17 protein-coding genes and 2 pseudogenes are annotated in these 17,428 nt (G+C 35.6%); 6 read left to right on the plus strand and 13 right to left on the minus strand.

The genetic code is table 11. The features are described from left to right. The first annotated feature begins 16 nt into the window (after positions 1-16). Positions 17-964, plus strand: coding sequence for a ribose-phosphate diphosphokinase (gene prs / locus I3B46_RS11875; protein ID WP_006661866.1), 948 nt, complete (start codon positions 17-19; stop codon positions 962-964). 324 nt (positions 965-1,288) lie between these two features. Here prs and ychH read toward each other — a convergent pair whose 3' ends face one another. Beyond that, positions 1,289-1,561, minus strand: coding sequence for a stress-induced protein YchH (gene ychH / locus I3B46_RS11880; RefSeq protein ID WP_004919381.1), 273 nt, complete (start codon positions 1,559-1,561; stop codon positions 1,289-1,291). A gap of 298 nt (positions 1,562-1,859) precedes the next feature. Here ychH and pth point away from each other — a divergent pair, with 298 nt between their 5' ends. Together pth and ychF are read left to right on the plus strand one after the other, a co-directional pair. Then, positions 1,860-2,450 (plus strand): aminoacyl-tRNA hydrolase, encoded by a 591-nt coding sequence (gene pth / locus I3B46_RS11885; RefSeq protein ID WP_004919378.1) that lies wholly within the window; start codon positions 1,860-1,862, stop codon positions 2,448-2,450. A gap of 122 nt (positions 2,451-2,572) precedes the next feature. After that, positions 2,573-3,664, plus strand: coding sequence for a redox-regulated ATPase YchF (ychF, locus tag I3B46_RS11890; RefSeq protein ID WP_004919376.1), 1,092 nt, complete (start codon positions 2,573-2,575; stop codon positions 3,662-3,664). 254 nt (positions 3,665-3,918) lie between these two features. Here ychF and I3B46_RS11895 read toward each other — a convergent pair whose 3' ends face one another. The 5 genes and pseudogenes from I3B46_RS11895 to I3B46_RS11915 all read right to left on the minus strand — a co-directional run bounded on the left by I3B46_RS11895 (position 3,919) and on the right by I3B46_RS11915 (position 7,795). Then, positions 3,919-4,695: a hypothetical protein gene (locus I3B46_RS11895; protein WP_104873433.1), complete on the minus strand. Its 777-nt coding sequence runs from the start codon at positions 4,693-4,695 to the stop codon at positions 3,919-3,921. After that, positions 4,676-4,909: a hypothetical protein gene (locus I3B46_RS11900; protein ID WP_061064090.1), complete on the minus strand. Its 234-nt coding sequence runs from the start codon at positions 4,907-4,909 to the stop codon at positions 4,676-4,678. Before I3B46_RS11900 ends, I3B46_RS11895 begins: the two co-directional genes overlap by 20 nt. Positions 4,910-5,166: 257 nt before the next feature. Continuing rightward, positions 5,167-6,086 (minus strand): annotated as a pseudogene (locus I3B46_RS11905) (IS256 family transposase); the annotation flags it as partial. A gap of 86 nt (positions 6,087-6,172) precedes the next feature. Next, positions 6,173-7,174, minus strand: a complete 1,002-nt coding sequence (locus I3B46_RS11910; protein WP_061064091.1) for a hypothetical protein — start codon at positions 7,172-7,174, stop codon at positions 6,173-6,175. Between the two features lie 105 nt (positions 7,175-7,279). Next, positions 7,280-7,795, minus strand: coding sequence for a hypothetical protein (locus I3B46_RS11915; protein ID WP_231405849.1), 516 nt, complete (start codon positions 7,793-7,795; stop codon positions 7,280-7,282). 358 nt (positions 7,796-8,153) lie between these two features. On the opposite strand from I3B46_RS11915, the gene I3B46_RS22430 reads away from it, so the two are divergent. After that, positions 8,154-8,351, plus strand: a complete 198-nt coding sequence (locus tag I3B46_RS22430) for a hypothetical protein (RefSeq protein WP_061064093.1) — start codon at positions 8,154-8,156, stop codon at positions 8,349-8,351. Continuing rightward, positions 8,342-8,635, plus strand: a complete 294-nt coding sequence (locus I3B46_RS11925) for a hypothetical protein (RefSeq protein ID WP_061064094.1) — start codon at positions 8,342-8,344, stop codon at positions 8,633-8,635. Before I3B46_RS22430 ends, I3B46_RS11925 begins: the two co-directional genes overlap by 10 nt. A 766-nt stretch (positions 8,636-9,401) precedes the next feature. Here I3B46_RS11925 and I3B46_RS22680 read toward each other — a convergent pair. The 7 genes and pseudogenes from I3B46_RS22680 to I3B46_RS11955 all read right to left on the minus strand — a co-directional run. Further along, positions 9,402-9,563: pseudogene (locus tag I3B46_RS22680) on the minus strand (integrase core domain-containing protein); the annotation flags it as partial. Between the two features lie 271 nt (positions 9,564-9,834). Continuing rightward, on the minus strand, positions 9,835-11,097 hold the full coding sequence (locus tag I3B46_RS11930; protein WP_196992984.1) for an ATP-grasp domain-containing protein: 1,263 nt from the start codon (positions 11,095-11,097) through the stop codon (positions 9,835-9,837). Then, a complete protein-coding gene (locus tag I3B46_RS11935) occupies positions 11,030-11,989 on the minus strand; it encodes a TauD/TfdA dioxygenase family protein (protein WP_040133085.1) in 960 nt (319 codons plus the stop codon). Before I3B46_RS11935 ends, I3B46_RS11930 begins: the two co-directional genes overlap by 68 nt. Continuing rightward, positions 11,958-13,040 carry a hypothetical protein gene (locus I3B46_RS11940; RefSeq protein ID WP_163762048.1) on the minus strand — a complete coding sequence of 361 codons (1,083 nt, stop codon included), beginning with the start codon at positions 13,038-13,040 and terminating at the stop codon, positions 11,958-11,960. The genes I3B46_RS11935 and I3B46_RS11940 overlap by 32 nt, the downstream gene beginning before the upstream one ends. A 10-nt stretch (positions 13,041-13,050) precedes the next feature. Further along, positions 13,051-14,169 (minus strand): pyridoxal phosphate-dependent aminotransferase, encoded by a 1,119-nt coding sequence (locus I3B46_RS11945; protein WP_104873429.1) that lies wholly within the window; start codon positions 14,167-14,169, stop codon positions 13,051-13,053. 99 nt (positions 14,170-14,268) lie between these two features. Continuing rightward, positions 14,269-14,997, minus strand: a complete 729-nt coding sequence (locus I3B46_RS11950) for an iron-containing redox enzyme family protein (protein WP_196992985.1) — start codon at positions 14,995-14,997, stop codon at positions 14,269-14,271. A 42-nt stretch (positions 14,998-15,039) separates the two neighbouring features. Next, a complete protein-coding gene (locus I3B46_RS11955; RefSeq protein WP_104873428.1) occupies positions 15,040-15,987 on the minus strand; it encodes an EamA family transporter in 948 nt (315 codons plus the stop codon). 761 nt (positions 15,988-16,748) lie between these two features. On the opposite strand from I3B46_RS11955, the gene I3B46_RS22685 reads away from it, so the two are divergent. Next, positions 16,749-16,934 (plus strand): hypothetical protein, encoded by a 186-nt coding sequence (locus I3B46_RS22685; RefSeq protein WP_404935919.1) that lies wholly within the window; start codon positions 16,749-16,751, stop codon positions 16,932-16,934. The last annotated feature ends 494 nt before the right edge of the window (positions 16,935-17,428 follow it).

Consider the following 17,428-nt stretch of genomic DNA (forward strand, 5'->3'; position numbering starts at 1 on the left):
GCCTGAGGTTTTTCTCGTGCCCGATATGAAGCTTTTTGCTGGTAACGCTACACCGGAACTAGCACAACGTGTTGCTAACCGCCTTTACACTAATCTTGGAGACGCGGCTGTTGGTCGTTTTAGCGACGGCGAAGTCAGTGTTCAAATTAATGAAAATGTTCGCGGTGGTGATATCTTTATCATCCAGTCAACCTGTGCACCAACCAATGATAACCTGATGGAACTGGTTGTTATGGTCGATGCGCTGCGCCGTGCATCTGCTGGTCGTATTACCGCTGTTATCCCTTACTTCGGTTATGCTAGACAGGATCGTCGCGTACGTTCTGCCCGTGTACCAATCACCGCTAAAGTTGTTGCCGATTTTCTGTCCAGTGTAGGTGTTGACCGTGTTCTCACCGTTGACCTACACGCTGAGCAGATCCAGGGCTTCTTTGATGTTCCTGTTGATAACGTATTCGGTAGCCCTATTCTTCTGGAAGATATGTTGCAGAAAGATTTGGAAAACCCAATCGTTGTATCTCCAGACATCGGCGGCGTCGTCCGTGCTAGAGCAATTGCGAAACTGTTAAATGACACTGATATGGCAATCATCGATAAACGTCGTCCTCGTGCGAACGTTTCCCAAGTGATGCACATCATTGGTGATGTTTCTGGTCGTGACTGCATTTTAGTCGACGATATGATAGATACTGGTGGCACGCTGTGTAAAGCGGCTGAAGCTCTGAAAGAGCGTGGTGCAAAACGCGTATTTGCATACGCAACTCACCCGATTTTCTCAGGTAATGCCGTAGACAACATCAAAAATTCAGTCATTGATGAAGTCATTGTTTGTGACACAATCCCTCTTTCACCTGAAATTAAAGCATTGAACAAAGTTCGCACGCTGACACTTTCAGGCATGCTGGCCGAAGCAATTCGCCGTATTAGCAATGAAGAGTCAATTTCTGCGATGTTCGAGCACTAAGAATTAATTAACGAGGTAGCAATACCTCGTTTTTCTATATTGCTTTGAAAATCAAAGAAATGTCATAATTTAAGTAGCGCCCCTACGGTTGAATATCAACCGTAGGGGCTTTATTTATCCATTCATTTTTACTCACCATAGCCTATAGGCAACCTCGTTGGCTTAATTTTTCATATTGCCATGGTGATAAAATACGCACGAAAGAAGAGAGAGTTAGAGGTGAATAAAAAAACAAAAGAGTGATTATCTAAAATATGAAATCACCCTTCGTTGCTAAATAAGATCAACTAATATTGTTAGTACCACATAAATTAAAAACAAATATTATGGATAACGATGGTTATCTTTATTTGAATGTGGATAATGTTTTATTAGCCAGTAACGGTCAGCAATTTTTTCTCTACCGCCAATTCTCGCTCCAGTTAACCAGATCATCGCACCAACAAAGATGCCAAACAAGGAGCCCATTGTGATCATGTCCGGTAAATTGAGACTAAATATATGGGAAGATAGGTTCAGTGCAATACTTCCTATCATAACGATTAGCCCTAACGCCATCAAAATATTACCAACCAAAACTGCTGTTTTACGTTTCATATCTACCTCCTATCTCAGTAGACTGATAAGCAAAGCATAATTGAAATATTCGAAAAAATTATATTGTTATATGATTATTATAGTGTAATAAGTAAAATTGTTTGCGATGGCTATCACATGGTGAGACTTTTCCCATAATTTCTGTACAAAAGATGCTTTTTTTAAAAATATTTTTCCCGAATAGTTTCATACGAAACTAAATAACCCCCTCATTGCCCTATTTCAATTTTGTACATCCCCCTATCACAAGGTAAACTAGATATAATTTTTTGACTTAACTGACAGTGAATAATTAGCCGTGAGCAAAATAAAACTAATTGTTGGCCTCGCCAACCCAGGTGCTGAATACGCCCAAACTCGTCATAATGCTGGAGCATGGTATGTTGACTTACTTGCCGAACGCCATAACCAATCTTTAAAAGAAGAAGCAAAATTTTTCGGTTATACCGCCCGTATCAACCTTAATGGCAACGATGTTCGGTTACTTGTTCCAACCACCTTTATGAATTTGAGTGGTAAATCGGTTCTGGCTGTTGCTAACTTCTATCGCATTAACCCTGATGAAATTTTAGTCGCGCATGATGAATTAGATTTACCCCCCGGTGTTGCAAAAATGAAATTAGGCGGTAGTAATGGTGGGCATAACGGTCTTAAGGATATTCAAAACAAGTTTAGTAATAACCCAAACTTTTATCGTTTACGCATAGGTATTGGTCATCCAGGCGATAAAAACAAAGTTGTTGGTTTTGTTTTAGGCAAACCACCTGCATCTGAGCAAAAACTTATCGATGAAGCGATTGATGAGTCCTTAAGGTGCACAGATATCTTACTTAGTGATGGGATGGATAAAGCGATAAATCGCCTACATAGTTTTAAAGCAACAGCGTAAAATCAGTGTACGTAAAGAGTTCATTTCATCAAAAACAACTTTTTGTGTATAATCAGCGCCAATTTTCTAACATTCAGGAGCAGCGCTCGCCTGCCCCTTGCTATTTTTAAGGTGAGAAACATATGGGTTTTAAATGCGGTATCGTTGGTCTGCCTAACGTGGGTAAATCTACACTGTTTAATGCGTTGACCAAAGCCGGCATCGAAGCAGCCAACTTCCCTTTTTGTACAATTGAGCCGAATACGGGCGTTGTGCCAATGCCAGACCCACGTCTTGACCAATTGGCTGAGATTGTAAAGCCACAACGTATTCTACCAACTACGATGGAATTCGTTGATATCGCGGGTTTAGTCAAAGGCGCCTCAAAAGGAGAAGGTTTAGGTAACCAGTTCCTGACTAATATCCGTGAAACGGAAGCTATCGGCCACGTAGTGCGTTGCTTTGAAAACGACAATATCATCCATGTGGCAGGTCAAGTTAACCCTGCTGAGGACATTGAGGTTATCAATACCGAATTAGCGCTCGCTGACCTTGATACCTGTGAACGCGCAATACATCGCATACAAAAGCGTGCAAAAGGTGGCGATAAAGATGCTAAAGCAGAATTAGAAGTATTAGAGAAGTGCTTACCCCATCTTGAAAACGCAGGCATGCTGCGTACTTTAGATCTTAGCGCAGAAGAAAAAGCACTGATCCGTTATTTAAGTTTCTTAACACTCAAACCAACAATGTATATTGCGAATGTTAATGAAGATGGCTTTGAAAATAATCCTTATTTAGATACGGTAAATAAAATTGCTGAATCAGAAGGTTCTGTCGTCGTTCCTGTTTGTGCCGCTATCGAATCAGATATCGCTGAATTGGAAGATGAGGAGCGTGATGAGTTTATGGCAGATCTTGGTATTGAAGAGCCTGGTTTAAACCGCGTGATCCGTGCAGGTTATCAGTTATTGAACCTACAAACTTATTTTACTGCTGGCGTGAAAGAAGTTCGCGCATGGACGATCCCTGTCGGTGCAACAGCCCCACAAGCCGCCGGTAAGATCCATACTGACTTTGAGAAAGGCTTTATTCGAGCTCAAACTATCGCATTTGATGATTTTATTAAATACCGCGGTGAGCAAGGCGCTAAAGAAGCCGGTAGAATGCGTGCAGAAGGTAAAGATTACATTGTTCAAGATGGCGATGTGCTGAACTTCTTGTTTAATGTGTAAGCCTGCGCTTTAGCCTTATATTATTTCACAAAGTATCAAATCATAATAAAACAGCATAAAATTCATGACATTAACTGGGTTTTATGCTGTTAATCCAAAAAGTCAGTGTTAATTCCTTTTTTATTCGCCAATTCCGCGTTAAAGCAACCGGTTATACATAATTTTCTAGCAAAACACATTTTAAACAACGCATCCGTAGCGTTTAATAAAACACTTTAAAATTTAGAATAAGATAAAACAGAAGCATCCTATTTTTATTTAGAGGACATAGATTCGGATATCTCGATCAGTTTTTTGTATTCAGGAAAAAGCCAATTGGTTTTTTCTTGTTCCCCATTAGGATAAATAAAGGTAGCCATTGAATCTTTATTTTTCTTTTTTGGTCCAATACTGTAAGTTTTTATGGCTGATTTGTAATCAAAATTAATATTGATATTCTTAGCGCTCTTCACTTTATAGGTCATCGTTTCATATTTTGCAATTAACCAAAATGACTTCTCATGACCACCAATAAAATCTTCTGTAATCAACGGAAATAAGGTTAATATCTCATAAAAATCCCCTGACTTTTTTTCATAGCCACCATCAAATGTGGCTGGCGTATTATTATCAAGCACAAAAGTGGCTTCCATACCAAAGTTTTTTGATATTAACGGATCAATTTTTGATGGGTCCTTGAGTTTGACTTCAAATTTAATATTACTGAGTTTCCAATCACATTTTCCTCCCCCAGATTTCGGAATATTCGCCTCTACTTGATTCGAGGCATTCGTCGCTAATGGATATTTTTCTCGATGAAACCCGGGGATAGTATACGTCTCCCTATTGGAGTTTCGGCGCTCTTTACGGCAAACCTCAGAACGATATACCGCATATATCGGGGATGACTCTAATTCTTGAGGGAGCGTTGCTATAAAATGAAGGCTTTCCCCATTGATTGGGGGCGAAAATGACTGATTTTGCGCACACCCATGCAAAAAGAATACACTTAATAACGCAGTGAAAGCGGCTTTATGACACAGAAATTTCATAAGTATCTTCCTTAAAACGTTCAAGTGACTGCTTTAATAAATCATCTTGAGCAAATTTTTGTAATTTATCTTCAAATGCCATAAAAGTGGTATTACGTTTTGCATTCAGTAAATAAACATTTTTATGGTGTATTAACTGGCTAAAATCGGTGAGCACATTCCGCAAACTTGCTGTACCCCGCCAGACCACAATGATGTGAAAATTATTTTCCACAAAAAAATTTTCGTATCATAGTCACCTTTTTCATAATGCTAAACTTGAATCACACCTAAGAAAATAGTAGGTCGATCCCCCTAAACGGTACATCCGTGACAATCGCGGGATATACGAATGCCTCATTAATCACAGGTGCTTTCGATAAATCAAAGCACTGTTGATAAAAAAATGAATTCACTCATATCCGTCGACGGTAGAAGATCCTGTAAATAATTCTGTGTATTTGCCTTTCATTAAAGGTGACCGTCTAGGCGTTAGCCAAACGTAATAATAAAACGGCTCATTGCCTGTTTCCAGTTTTGAATTGGCATGCTCCATTTTTTAGAAGCTGATTTAATCGCTAAGTAAATGACTTTACGCACTGAATCATCGCTGAGGAATACCTTACGTTTCTTAATCGCATGACGAATAACGTTATTTAGTGACTCGATGGCATTCGTGGTGTAAATGGCTTTGCGGATATCATCAGGGTAAACAAAAAATGTATTTACGTTTTCCCAACGCACATACCCACTTTTTCTAATTTGCAGGTATTTTTCGTCCCATATTAAAGCGAATTTTTCCAATGCTATCAATGTTGAAGCCTCTGTTGCGGCACGATAGATGGTTTTCAGCCCCGCAGTCACAGCCTTGTAGTTTTTCCAAGAAACGTAGCGCACCATATGAATGATGCACAGCTGGATTTGCGTTTGAGAATAAACGCTATTTATCGCATTAGGAAAGCCTTTTAAACCGTCAACGCTGGCAATCAAAATGTTTTGAACACCGTGATTTTTAAGCTCAGTGAGCACCGACAACCAAAATTTAGCGCCTTCATTTCCAGCCTTCCACATTCCCAAAAGTTCTTTATGTCCTTCAGTATTGATGGCTCATGCAATAAAAACAGACTTATTGATAGCACCGCTATCGTGACGCTCTTTGACAACAATATAATCAAGATAGACAATGGGATACAGCGATTCGAGTGGCCAACTTTGCGACTCTTGCACTTGCTCTTTAACAGCATCGGTGACTTTTGAAATCAGAGTCGGTGAGACATCAGCATCGTACATTTCCTTGAATGTAGCGACGATTTCACGGGGGTCATTCCTTTTGCATAGAGGGATAAAACTTGGCTGTCCATCTGAGTGATGCGAGTTTGATTTTTCGTAATCAACTGAGGCTCAAAACTGCCTTTTAGTTTTTTCTCGTCCATGCAATCAATAATAAAATTTGGGCACCCATTTTAAGCGTGAAGCAAACATGGTTATATATTTATATCTACTTAGCTAAATATTTTAATGCAAACTGACCTCGTTCTGCTACTGCTACTGTTGTATCGGATGCCAGCAATTCTGCTAACTTAAGCGCATCATCCCCAATATTTTCTAACTGCTTAATTAGCATTTCTCCAGCAATACGACGAACCATGGGAGAACGATCAATTGCCGCCATTTTTAAATACTCAATAAATGAGATTGTTGTGTTTACTATCCTTTCATTTAAAACAGGAATACGTTTCCGTATACCATACCTTTTGTCTATCCATTTAAGTTTACTTCCTTCAGCCCAAACAAATTTGCTTTCTAATAAGCAACGATATGCTTTAGCTCGCAAGGCAGGCTGTATTGATAGCTCAGCAATTTCAGTCAGAAAGTTGTCTAATACATCAACACGACCAGCCTGTGCAAATATAGTCGCAACAGGTCCAGAAGCAGATAGGATAAGTCGCTTTTTAAGGGACTCTGCGACTCTATTCATTGCAATAATATTCAATAGAATTTGTTTTTCTTCATCCCCTATTCTTTCCCATGAATTCCAATAGGGAAGCATTATAAATAAGACATCAACGATAATCTCTGGGTCTGATTGTTCTGCGATTAATGGTAATACATCACGTGCAGCAATTCTGACTTCAGGCACCCAGTCATTCAGTTTTCGAAATACCAACGCAAGTAGAAAACTGTTTGGCGCACCACCAGTAAGCACCTTTAGTGCTCGCTCACGCTTGAAGCCATCAGCATTACATAAATCTAGCCATCTAAGAGAACCCATTAATTGGCTATTAACTTTAGTAATTTGGGCATTATTTTGTTGGAGCGATGAGTCGATCTCCCAGCGAATTAGACGTTCCCACTCATCAAGTTTTTTTAGTGATAACTTCGAGGTTGCACTAATGAATGGCGAAATATCAGGTCTAATTCTGTGGTAAAAATGCTCAACATTTAATGATTTTTTTACAGATGCAATAACATCTTGTTGAAGGCTATCTTGCTGTAACATAAACCCTCTCTTTGATAATATTCACTTCCATGCTAGGTAAATACACGCTAAAAGCATCTAGTCACTACTAGTCAAAACTGCATTTAGCATAAATGTAAGTCAAAATTAAAGGTTAAAAGAAGAGAACTGATAATCAACAATGTATGCGCCAATAGGCCCAGTTTCTATTGTAACCCATACCATTCCTGTATTTGTCTGAGTTTTCGATTTAGGGTTACCAATACAAAGTAATTTCCACTGCTCTGTATAAGTTTCTTTGATCCATATACCATATTTACATTGGCTAAATCGGCTAATGCTAGGGCCTGGCGATGTGATTTCATATTCAGTTTGGTAGCGAATTGTTTTGTTTGTTAATAAATAGGCCAACACATCAAACACAGGAACGATTAATACAAGGGCCATAAATCCAGACTGAAGAAAGTTTTTAAATGCATGCTTTAGTGGGCGACGTAGAATGCTCCAAACTCCACTAATTACACTTACAATAACAGTAAATGTAATAGAAATAATCCATTTTGGAAACCATTCAAATAACACCATTCTCGAGCCTAATATTAGCGACCAATACATGAGCGCTATCCATATGACACAAGGAACAACAATCCAGTAAACAGACATTGTTTTGTTCTTATTGCCCTTACTGTATGATTTGAATTGGTATTCCATATAAATCTTAATTATTTCCCTAAATTAATTACAATCCGGCTGATTATAATTATTTATTTTCTTGTATGGCAACAAGATTATAACCAAAATCGCACGTACGAAAGCTTAAATCACCTCCCTTCGGAGACCTATCGTAAATAGTTAGAAAACTCTAAATTGAAGTGTCTTAATTAATGGGGAGTGGACAAGTATGAATGTTAGTGAATATGAAAGCTTGATGAACACTGTCGCTTGGACTTCATCACCGAATGCATTAGAAGGAAAATGGTTTGCCACGACATATGACAATGCTGTTATTTGAGGTAGCAAAATGGAGCATGGTGGTGATACATTTAAAGTTGTACAAATAAATGTACCAGATGAGATTGCTAAAAAATGGCATTTTGCCCCTCATTTAGATAGCATTGATCCAGCTAGATTTGCCACATTAGATGGTCTTAATAATTCTAATGTAAAAATAACTTGGAGTAAAAATGTCACAGTGAAAGGAAACCAAAGATGCATTTAGTAAAAATAAAATGGGTACAAAAAAAAGATGGGGGTCGGTCAATGCCACCAAGCGTAGGTCGATATTATGCTGTATCAAGATTCCCCGAAGATATTAATTGGCAAAACAATGCTTGGAGTGTAATTTTTGATATACATTCCACAAAATTAGAAAATGATGAATTTATAAGTGAAGGTGGCGTTGATTTCTTAATGGACAACGCCCCGAAAGAACGCATGGAAAAACATAGCACCTTTGATATATATGAAGGCCCCAAAAAAGTAGCCACTGTTTTTTTAAAATAATATATGCTTACGTTACCTGACTTACAGTTATCATACTTTAGCTAACCTGAGCTCGGGATAAGAAAAAAGTAATGAACTAAAAGCGGATTCCGTGCTCAGATCTTTCGACCAAAAAATCACTGTTCACTAAGGAACCCGACAACAACTTATAGTGGAAATAGCAAAAAATGATAAAAAATCTAAATGATTTTATTTTCAGTACACTTTGTTCTGTAAAAAATAAATACGAATTTGAAGGAATACATTCAGTATCAGTTGAGGCTAAAATAATTGGTTCTGATTCTATTTTTTAGCTTAGTTTATTAATTCTACCAAAATACATATTAGATGATAAATATGATGAAATAGTATTAGAAGTGAGATCTAGAGATCACTCTAACTATAATTTAGATATATCTAATTCAAAAGACATTATTTATCAAAAAATTGAAAATGTTAGTGACGCCTCAGAAATAAGCAACTTTATTGGTAATAGTTATAATCTAATTCTTTTTATCTTAAGTAAAATTTCAAGAGTTAATTTACCTTTGCCTTTACTTAAAAAATAATAATCATATATATAAGCAGAGGCAATTCTGCTTCACCAATCTAATATATAAAATGTGAATGTTAATATCACAGCGACATTAACAGAGCCCCACTCTATGTGACCAATGCGCAAGGCAATCCTATTTGGCCAGGCAAATAGAACGCTTTGGTTTTGTTAGCAATAGCCCATTGAGTTTCTACCCCGACCCTGAGCGTGAGGTGAGGTGTCCACTCCCCATTAATTAAGACACCCTAAACTAGAGTTTTCTAACTGTTTACGATAAGCCTCCGGTGGAAGGTTATTTAAACTTTCATGGGTTCGGCTCAAGTTATAATATTACTGCCAATACCACACTAATTCTCTAACTTAGCTCAACGATTCAAATAAATAAGCGTTCAAAGAGTCCGCTACGTTGGTGAAAACTGTGCTACTGGAAATCAACTACTTTTAGGGGAGATTACCGGACAACTGGATAGATTATTATACATAGTCAGAACAAAGCGGTTTAAGGAAGATATTTTGTATGTTCAGTAATAGCGAATACCGAGGGGTCATTATCATTGATAAAAAGCACGACAAGTAGCGCACTTACAAAAACTTGAAGTGAAGTGCCCTACCATATAATGTATTCTAAATTATACATTGGAATAGTTAGCAATTATTTCATTTTTTATATACAAGTCACAGGAACCCAATCTTGAAGCTTTTCAAAATCGCTACGTAGTTGTTCTCTATTATCATTCGTGAACATCAGGATACCTGCGGTATCAATAAGCGAACGCGAATTAACAACATCACCAACTTTAACATGCCAGTCTATATGCCAATGACTCATTAACTGAGGCTCATTTAGCGCGATAACAGTACCATGCCCTACGGGCAATAATGCTGAAACAACATTATTTTTCATATTAGGGCTAATTTTATTTAATTCATCAGACTCAGCTGCTTGTAAAAGCGTAGCGTCAATAAGGTTAATATTACTATTTTTGGTATGGAATGGGACCCCTATTCCACCAGGGACTCGAGCAGCAATTTCGAGAAAAACTATATCTTGAGAGTTATCTTTGATAAATAACTCATGGTGAGTAGAACCGTTTTTAAGGTCTAATTCGGTGATCAATGTTTGATTAAATTCAAATAGTCGTTGGTATTGTTCTATGCTTGTAACAGGATAAACCGACAGTGGTTTTCCCATGACAAAATCAAAATTGCTGCATCCTAATTCTAATATTCCACAAAATACAACTTTGCCATTTCGTATAAAGGAATCACATTGGTACATTTTTCCACTAATAAACTCATCAATCTCATAAGAGAATGTATGCTCATCAGTGCTTATCATTTCTTTAACGTCCTGTAAATCAACTTCCGAATTGATTATTTTTATATTAAAGCTACCAGCTCCAGTGGTTGGTTTGACGATCATTTTTTCACCAAGAAATTCTTTTAGCTCATGATAATAATCGCGAAGATTGTTATTTAATAATTCTATATCCAGCTTTTTATGTTTAGGTATTGCGTTGGGTAAAACTGCACTAATACATTGTTTCATAATTAACTTATCACGAAATTTTAATACGATATCTGTTTGTTCACCATCGATATCAAATGCTAAGCGGAGTTTTGCTGCTGTTAATACATTATCTTCTTGCTGACAATAAATAGCGATATCTTTAGATGAGTCAACTAGAGCAATCTCTTGTTTTACGATTTCAGAGACTTGGTCAAAATTTAATTCAGGCCGTAAGCTTTCTGTCGTATTTCCATTGACATGATAAACCTTTGCCAATTTTGTGGACAAAAAAGGATAAACTTCTTCATTGTGTGTAATAACTAAAACCAAACGGGTTTGCTGAGATAAATTAAGTAGTACAGCCTCTGAAGCAAATTGTAGGTAAGATTGAGAAAGGAGTATGACTGTTTTTTTCATAACAAGGCCCTCTATTAGAGTAATTGACGTTAATACGGTATAACAGACGACTATTTTTAATATTATGGCTAGGCTTAATGGCATATCCACGATGAAGCGTCAGTAAATTATCCCAAATAATGATATCGTTAGAAAAATAACGGTGTTGATAGAATTGAGAATTTTCAATAATGAAATCTTCCAGCTCATTCAATAGTGGTAGCGATACTTCTTGGGATACTCCGTCAAAACAAATGGCAGTACCAGAAACAGCAAAAAGAGATTGCTGTCCAGTATATGGATGAACTTGAACTAAATTGTGTACTACTGGAGAAAGAGTAATCTGTTGAGCATTAGTTAATCGTTGAGTTGGCTGTGATGGGTCAAACATAGCTCTTCGATTACCAAAAGTATGATGTACCTGAATCGCCTCTAAAGATGTTCCACAGATATTCTCAAGCTTTGTAAGGAGAGCTGAGTTCTTACGAAGAATACTAAGTGCATCAACCATATCTATAAATTGAGTATAACCACCATAATCAGGCTCTCTTAAGGACATCAGTGCTGTTGCAATACCAATTTGGGGTTTATACGACATATCCGTATGCCAGTATGCTCCGCCATCTAAAATTCCTTCATTTTCACCTGTCGGCGTAATATAATTTGATATACGAATGATATCTTTATATCCACTGACGGAGAAATTCTGTAAAATATGTTGTTCAGGAGTTCCTATCGACAACATTAGCTGATAATAATCTTCTAGAGATAACTTTTTATTGCGTAATATAATCACCTTTCCAGAATGAAGTAGAGAATTTAAATTATACTTTTTTATATCATCAATTGTTTTGTCAAACCCATTGACTTCATAGATGAAATTATCCAATAGCATTTTGACTTTCATATTCATACTCGACCTTATTCATGGTATTAACCGATTTTGCTCCGGCTAAAGTACCTGCAACATATAACCCAGCAACAGCTGTGCGCCCTAACTCATTTGAGATATAGCCTTGATCATTCAATTGTAGTTGACTAAAATTATGAGAAGGTAAAGTACATGTAACTCCAATTGCTGAAATACACAAAGTATCTTCCGAAGGAATGGAAAGAATTTTTGTATTTTCGCCATTTATATCAGAAGAAAGAGCGGAGTATGAAATATTAGCAATATGTATTTGATTTTTCGATTTTTCAATTTTCACATTTAAATATTTCCCATCAGAATATAATGAAGAGTAAATAAAGAATGACAGGTAATCTGTATTTTCAAAGTCATGACTTTTCCAAATTTTTTCAATCGTAATTTGGCTTGGCGCACGAAGAGCAAATCTATTTTTGGTTTCTTGAGGAAATATACCTAGATATTCTCGTGCCAAAATTGTCGTATTTAACCCATGAGAAACCGCAATATTTGCAAGTTGAAAAGCCGTATTCCCACTACCTAAAATCACAGCACGTTTATAATTATTAATAAATGAACCATTTTGGTTAAATAATTTATAGGCTGAAAAACAGTTTATATGTGGTAATAAGGAAAAAATATCTGGAGTTGCTTTCGATTTAAGACCCGTTGCTAGAACCAATCCATCTGAATAATAAATTTTTTTACCAAACTGAGAATCCACATGACAACTAAATTTAGTTTTTATTTTAGTAAACCAATTCACTTTTCCTATAATAATTTTAATTGGAAGGCCATCAAAAATGCGCTTAATATACTGAATATATTCATTTGCAGTTGGCGGCAGATCGTTGAGAGCCATACTGTCTGCTAGAGACAATGTAGTTTCATGTAAAGTTAATTCATTGCAATAAGACTGAAGCCTTTTATCTCCCATCATTTCCATACAACCACCAATTTGTTCAGTGATGATTGTGACATTTTTACCTAAAGAACAAAGGCGTGATGCTTCTATTGCAGCGGAAGGACCGCCACCAATAACAATAAATGAGCTCATATGCGAATCCTTACAAATGAGAAAACATTAAACGCTGACATGCCGAATCGATAGTTGAGTCACTTAAGGCAAATGAGAATCTCAACCAATGAGTGTCTTTATTATGAAAAAAATCATTAAGTGGTAATGGTGTAATCCCAAAATTTAAGGTAAAAAAAATAGCTTGTTCGATAAGTGGCTGATAAGCAAGTTTAGGATGTGATGCCATAATAAAATGTCCACCATTAGCGGTAATCAAATTAAATCCTGCTTGAGATAGCGCTTCGCCCAATCTTGTTGCTCGTTTGTGATATGTTTGAGATACGCTATCTAGTTTAGAAAAGGGAACCATTTGAATCAAAGCTAAAGACGCCTTTTGCAATAATTCGGGTTGGCAATTAGACATATGTTGATGAGCTATAAGAGCTCGTTTTAATAGTCTTTTTTCTCCAACAAGCCATCCCACTCTAGCTCCTGTAGCTGCAAAACTTTTTGATACAGAACCTGCAATTAATATATTACGTTGAGACATGCTTGCGTAAGGGGTTAATTCATTGGTAAAATTGAAATGGCGGTAAACATCATCAATTAATATCGCGCAACCAGTTACTTCTTGAATTAACCATAATTGCTGCCAATCATCAGCAGTAAAAACTGTTCCTGAAGGATTATGTGGTGTATTAATTAAAACAATACTTTTTGCATTAATAACCCGCTTCAATGTACTCCAATCTATAATTAGTTGTTCCGCATATTTTTGCATTAAGATAGGAACAAAGTTGAGATGAGCTAGTTTAGCTAATCCTGGGTAATAAGAATAAAACGGCTCCATCACCACGAGGTCACGGTAACCGTTTTCACTCCATGCATATAATGCACATAATAATGCTTCAGTACAACCGGAGGTAATAATTGCATCGTCAAATGCATTTGAAAAAAAGGAGCTAAGTAATTTTTGAATGAGTGGAGAATATCCTGCTGAAGGTTGATATTGCCACGTATTCATAGATAAGTCACTTATAGTTTTATTCCATAAATCATCATAAATATTATCAGGAATTCCTTGTGAAAGGTTTAAAGCATTATTTTTCTTAGCGATTAAAGACATGTGCTCAAAAATACCTACCAATGAATCATTGTTCTTAATCATTAGCTCACCTATTCATTATTAATGAATAACATACGGATGAATTTAAAGTTCAGCATCCCACATGTTTATTATTATAAAAAGGTTATAATTTCTATTAGGTTAGGCTGTTTTTTGTGAGATTAAATTAACATGACTAACCGCCAATCTATTGAGACCTTTCCAAAAATTATTAAGCAATTCTAATATTTGTCGTGCACCTTCAATTATTTCAAATTTAGAAGCATCATCTTTTGCAGCGGCCAGCGTGGCTTCTTGAATCCAATCAACGTGATTACATTCAATTAAAATATGCAAATAGAAATAATTATAATCTTCATGTTTCCAACCTTTATATAAGCGAAATCCCTCATAAAGATTAACTATCATAGGAAAACCAAACTCTTCAATAACATAGTGCGCACCTAATGCATAATTCGGTGATTCAACCAAAAAAAGACGATTTAAATTTTCAATTAACTCTTTAGTTTCTTGATTGTAATTTGCAGTTTTATATTCATCTAGAGTGATACCAATTCCAGCTAATACATTTTCAAACATGATATAATGAGCATCTCCCTTACCATCACCTAGTTCAGAAACTACTGTACGACAAATTTTCAATCGAATGAGTTCATCGCTTACTCGAGGAGCTAATCCTGAAAGAATTTGTGGAAAAGTACGAATATAATAATAGTATTGCTGAAATATAGTTTTAGCTGTATCAAGAGGTAGCGCCTCTTTTTGAAATGTTTTATAGAATTCATTTTCATTTATCCCTGAGTTATTTATCATCTCTCGGATTTCTTCTATTAAATTTTTGTCATTTATGTTTTCTTGTAATGTGGTCATGTTAATTCCTCATTTTAGATTAGTGTTTTCAGGATCTAGGCATTACTTAATTACTTGTGATTTTTCATTCATTAATATGTTACTAATAATTAATGATAAGCTTACTAACCCTATTAAAATAGGTACCCAAAAATTATTCCAAGGAGACACAAAATATTCAGCAGTAAGTGCAACCACTGGTACTAACGGTGTTAAAATAGATACGCGTTCAGCTCCCAACTTAAGAATCGCATGTTGTAAACAAAATATAGGAATGACAACAAATATGATTGAAAGAAATACTAGTTTTAATAAGGAGTATAAATCAGTTGTGACTATAATGAATAGTTGCTCATGTGCTAAAGAACTTGTTACTATTAGTAAAATAATAAAGCGTGTTGTTAGTATATTTAAGGTGGTTGCACCAGCAATTTTTCTAAATTTAGCTGAAAGGAAAACATAAATGCCACCAGTACTTCCTGCTATAGAGGCTAGAATAATTCCCTCTAATAAAATCGAGGAGTTAATATAATGGTTATTACTGTTAAAATATAATCTGGCAAAAATCAACATGAAAATAGAAATGGCAATTAGTAATGGCCCTAATATCTTGAACCAATTATTGCCCCCCTTACATAAGCTCAATAGCATAACGATAATGGGAATCCATCCTTGATAAATAGCAGATTCAACAGATGCTTCGATACGCTGTAATGCCATAAACATCAATAACCAACTTGTCAAAGTCAGAATATTAAACCAAAATACAATAAGTTTATTTTTTATAATGAAATTAAATGTTTGTTGTTTTGTTATAATGGCAAGTAAAAGGAATATAATTTGTGCTACCAATAATGTGAAAAAGGTTAGCGACACTCCACTAATTTGTGTAAAACTCATTGATACCCACACAGCAGAAATAAAAGTAAATAAACAGTAAATTATAATACACAGCCAACCTGAACTTTTTACAATAAAAGATATCAAGTTAATATGTAGAGTTTTATTCATTCAGTATTCCAACATTGTGATTTTAGTTAATAATCATATTATTTAATAAATAACTAGAATGAGTGAAAGAGTCTAGCTATAACAGACAGAGTGCATAGATACACTATGCGATTCGTCTATTTAGTATGGCTAAAATTCATTTATCTCAAGCTATCTTTTTATATTAAAAGTTTTTTCACATTCAGATTTAAATTCACAAATTTACCCTAAATAACTTATTGAACTAGTTATATCTAATTTTATCAATACTATGTTGGTAATAACATATCACTAACTTGAGATTAAGTTTTTTTGTAGTGATTGTTCATCTTTGCGGCATTCTGTAATCTCCCAGCTAGATCTGAGCTAAAACCTGCATTGATGCATACCTAAGTTTATTTTTGTTATAACACTCATCTACATTATCCTTTAATTTACACTAGTAAATATTTACCATAACGTTTTTAATCAGATTAAAACCTTATGATGTTATAAATAGCACACTTAAAATAGAATTACATGTATTTAATTATCATAAAAAGACAGTCCAAATGATATTTTGGTTATGAACTATAATAGTGCAATTTCCTTAAAGGTTGTATTAGACTCTAATTATTAAAGCTGTATATTAATTAATAATATATATTTTTAATTATTGAATGTGCTTTTTTATGCGAAATCAAGAACATTATTTTTATTATTAGGATATTAATTGTGTTAGAAAAAAAACAAAGCTAAAACGCTTTCACGACGCAATTTGTGACGGACAAGGTCGAGATAAAATAAAAGCCGTTCTTCTTGCTTCCGAAGGATGGAGTACTGACCTGATCGCTCAGGTATTAAGATTTCACCAGACTACCATTTATCAGCATATCAGCGAGTACCTTAATCAAGGCAAATTCAACTCTGAGAATGGTGGCTCCAACAGCTTATTTGTCTGTGAAAAAATAAATATTTTAATCGACTAATTAGTTCAAATTTTATTTCTTCATACACTCAAAATAGTGGCTTATATTTTTACTAGTTGGTCTTTTCATTTTAGCATTCCAGATATAAATATATGGCTATACCGCCAGTATTTTTCTTGTTAAAAACTGCGGGTGCATCGCTAAGCCGCTGGCGGACCTGAATTATAGAATTAACCACGATGCACTCACTCTCCTGCGAACCCCAGAACGAGATCAAGCCTTGATGAAGCTATAATTTAAATTATGTATTTACCTGCTTTTGATATGTTAATCCCAACAACAAACTAGGCAAATCACAGAGTCTTACCCCACAATAAACTCACGCCCCCTAAGACTAAACTCATATACCAATAAAATCTTGCATAATTATATGTAATAGTATGTTGCTTTTTAAATCAGATAAAAAATTGGTGGATAAACTCTATCCAACATCTAAAAAATAAGTCTTCTTGTTCCTTATCCTTAAGAGAAAGTGGCTATACAATCATTTTTCT

The sequence above is a fragment of the Providencia sp. 2.29 genome (assembly GCF_015832305.1).
In the GTDB taxonomy this organism is placed as follows: Bacteria; Pseudomonadota; Gammaproteobacteria; order Enterobacterales; family Enterobacteriaceae; genus Providencia; species Providencia stuartii.

What these genes read in the sequence shown, in the direction of transcription:
- I3B46_RS11895 (WP_104873433.1), bottom strand. Translation starts at nt 4,695, where the DNA reads ATGAAATTTCTGTGTCATAAAGCCGCTTTCACTGCGTTATTAAGTGTA.
- ychF (WP_004919376.1), top strand. Translation starts at nt 2,573, where the DNA reads ATGGGTTTTAAATGCGGTATCGTTGGTCTGCCTAACGTGGGTAAATCT.
- I3B46_RS11935 (WP_040133085.1), bottom strand. Translation starts at nt 11,989, where the DNA reads ATGAATATGAAAGTCAAAATGCTATTGGATAATTTCATCTATGAAGTC.
- I3B46_RS11940 (WP_163762048.1), bottom strand. Translation starts at nt 13,040, where the DNA reads ATGAGCTCATTTATTGTTATTGGTGGCGGTCCTTCCGCTGCAATAGAA.
- I3B46_RS11945 (WP_104873429.1), bottom strand. Translation starts at nt 14,169, where the DNA reads ATGATTAAGAACAATGATTCATTGGTAGGTATTTTTGAGCACATGTCT.
- ychH (WP_004919381.1), bottom strand. Translation starts at nt 1,561, where the DNA reads ATGAAACGTAAAACAGCAGTTTTGGTTGGTAATATTTTGATGGCGTTA.
- I3B46_RS11950 (WP_196992985.1), bottom strand. Translation starts at nt 14,997, where the DNA reads ATGACCACATTACAAGAAAACATAAATGACAAAAATTTAATAGAAGAA.
- I3B46_RS11955 (WP_104873428.1), bottom strand. Translation starts at nt 15,987, where the DNA reads ATGAATAAAACTCTACATATTAACTTGATATCTTTTATTGTAAAAAGT.
- I3B46_RS11910 (WP_061064091.1), bottom strand. Translation starts at nt 7,174, where the DNA reads ATGTTACAGCAAGATAGCCTTCAACAAGATGTTATTGCATCTGTAAAA.
- I3B46_RS11915 (WP_231405849.1), bottom strand. Translation starts at nt 7,795, where the DNA reads ATGTCTGTTTACTGGATTGTTGTTCCTTGTGTCATATGGATAGCGCTC.
- I3B46_RS22430 (WP_061064093.1), top strand. Translation starts at nt 8,154, where the DNA reads ATGGAGCATGGTGGTGATACATTTAAAGTTGTACAAATAAATGTACCA.
- I3B46_RS11925 (WP_061064094.1), top strand. Translation starts at nt 8,342, where the DNA reads ATGCATTTAGTAAAAATAAAATGGGTACAAAAAAAAGATGGGGGTCGG.
- I3B46_RS11930 (WP_196992984.1), bottom strand. Translation starts at nt 11,097, where the DNA reads ATGAAAAAAACAGTCATACTCCTTTCTCAATCTTACCTACAATTTGCT.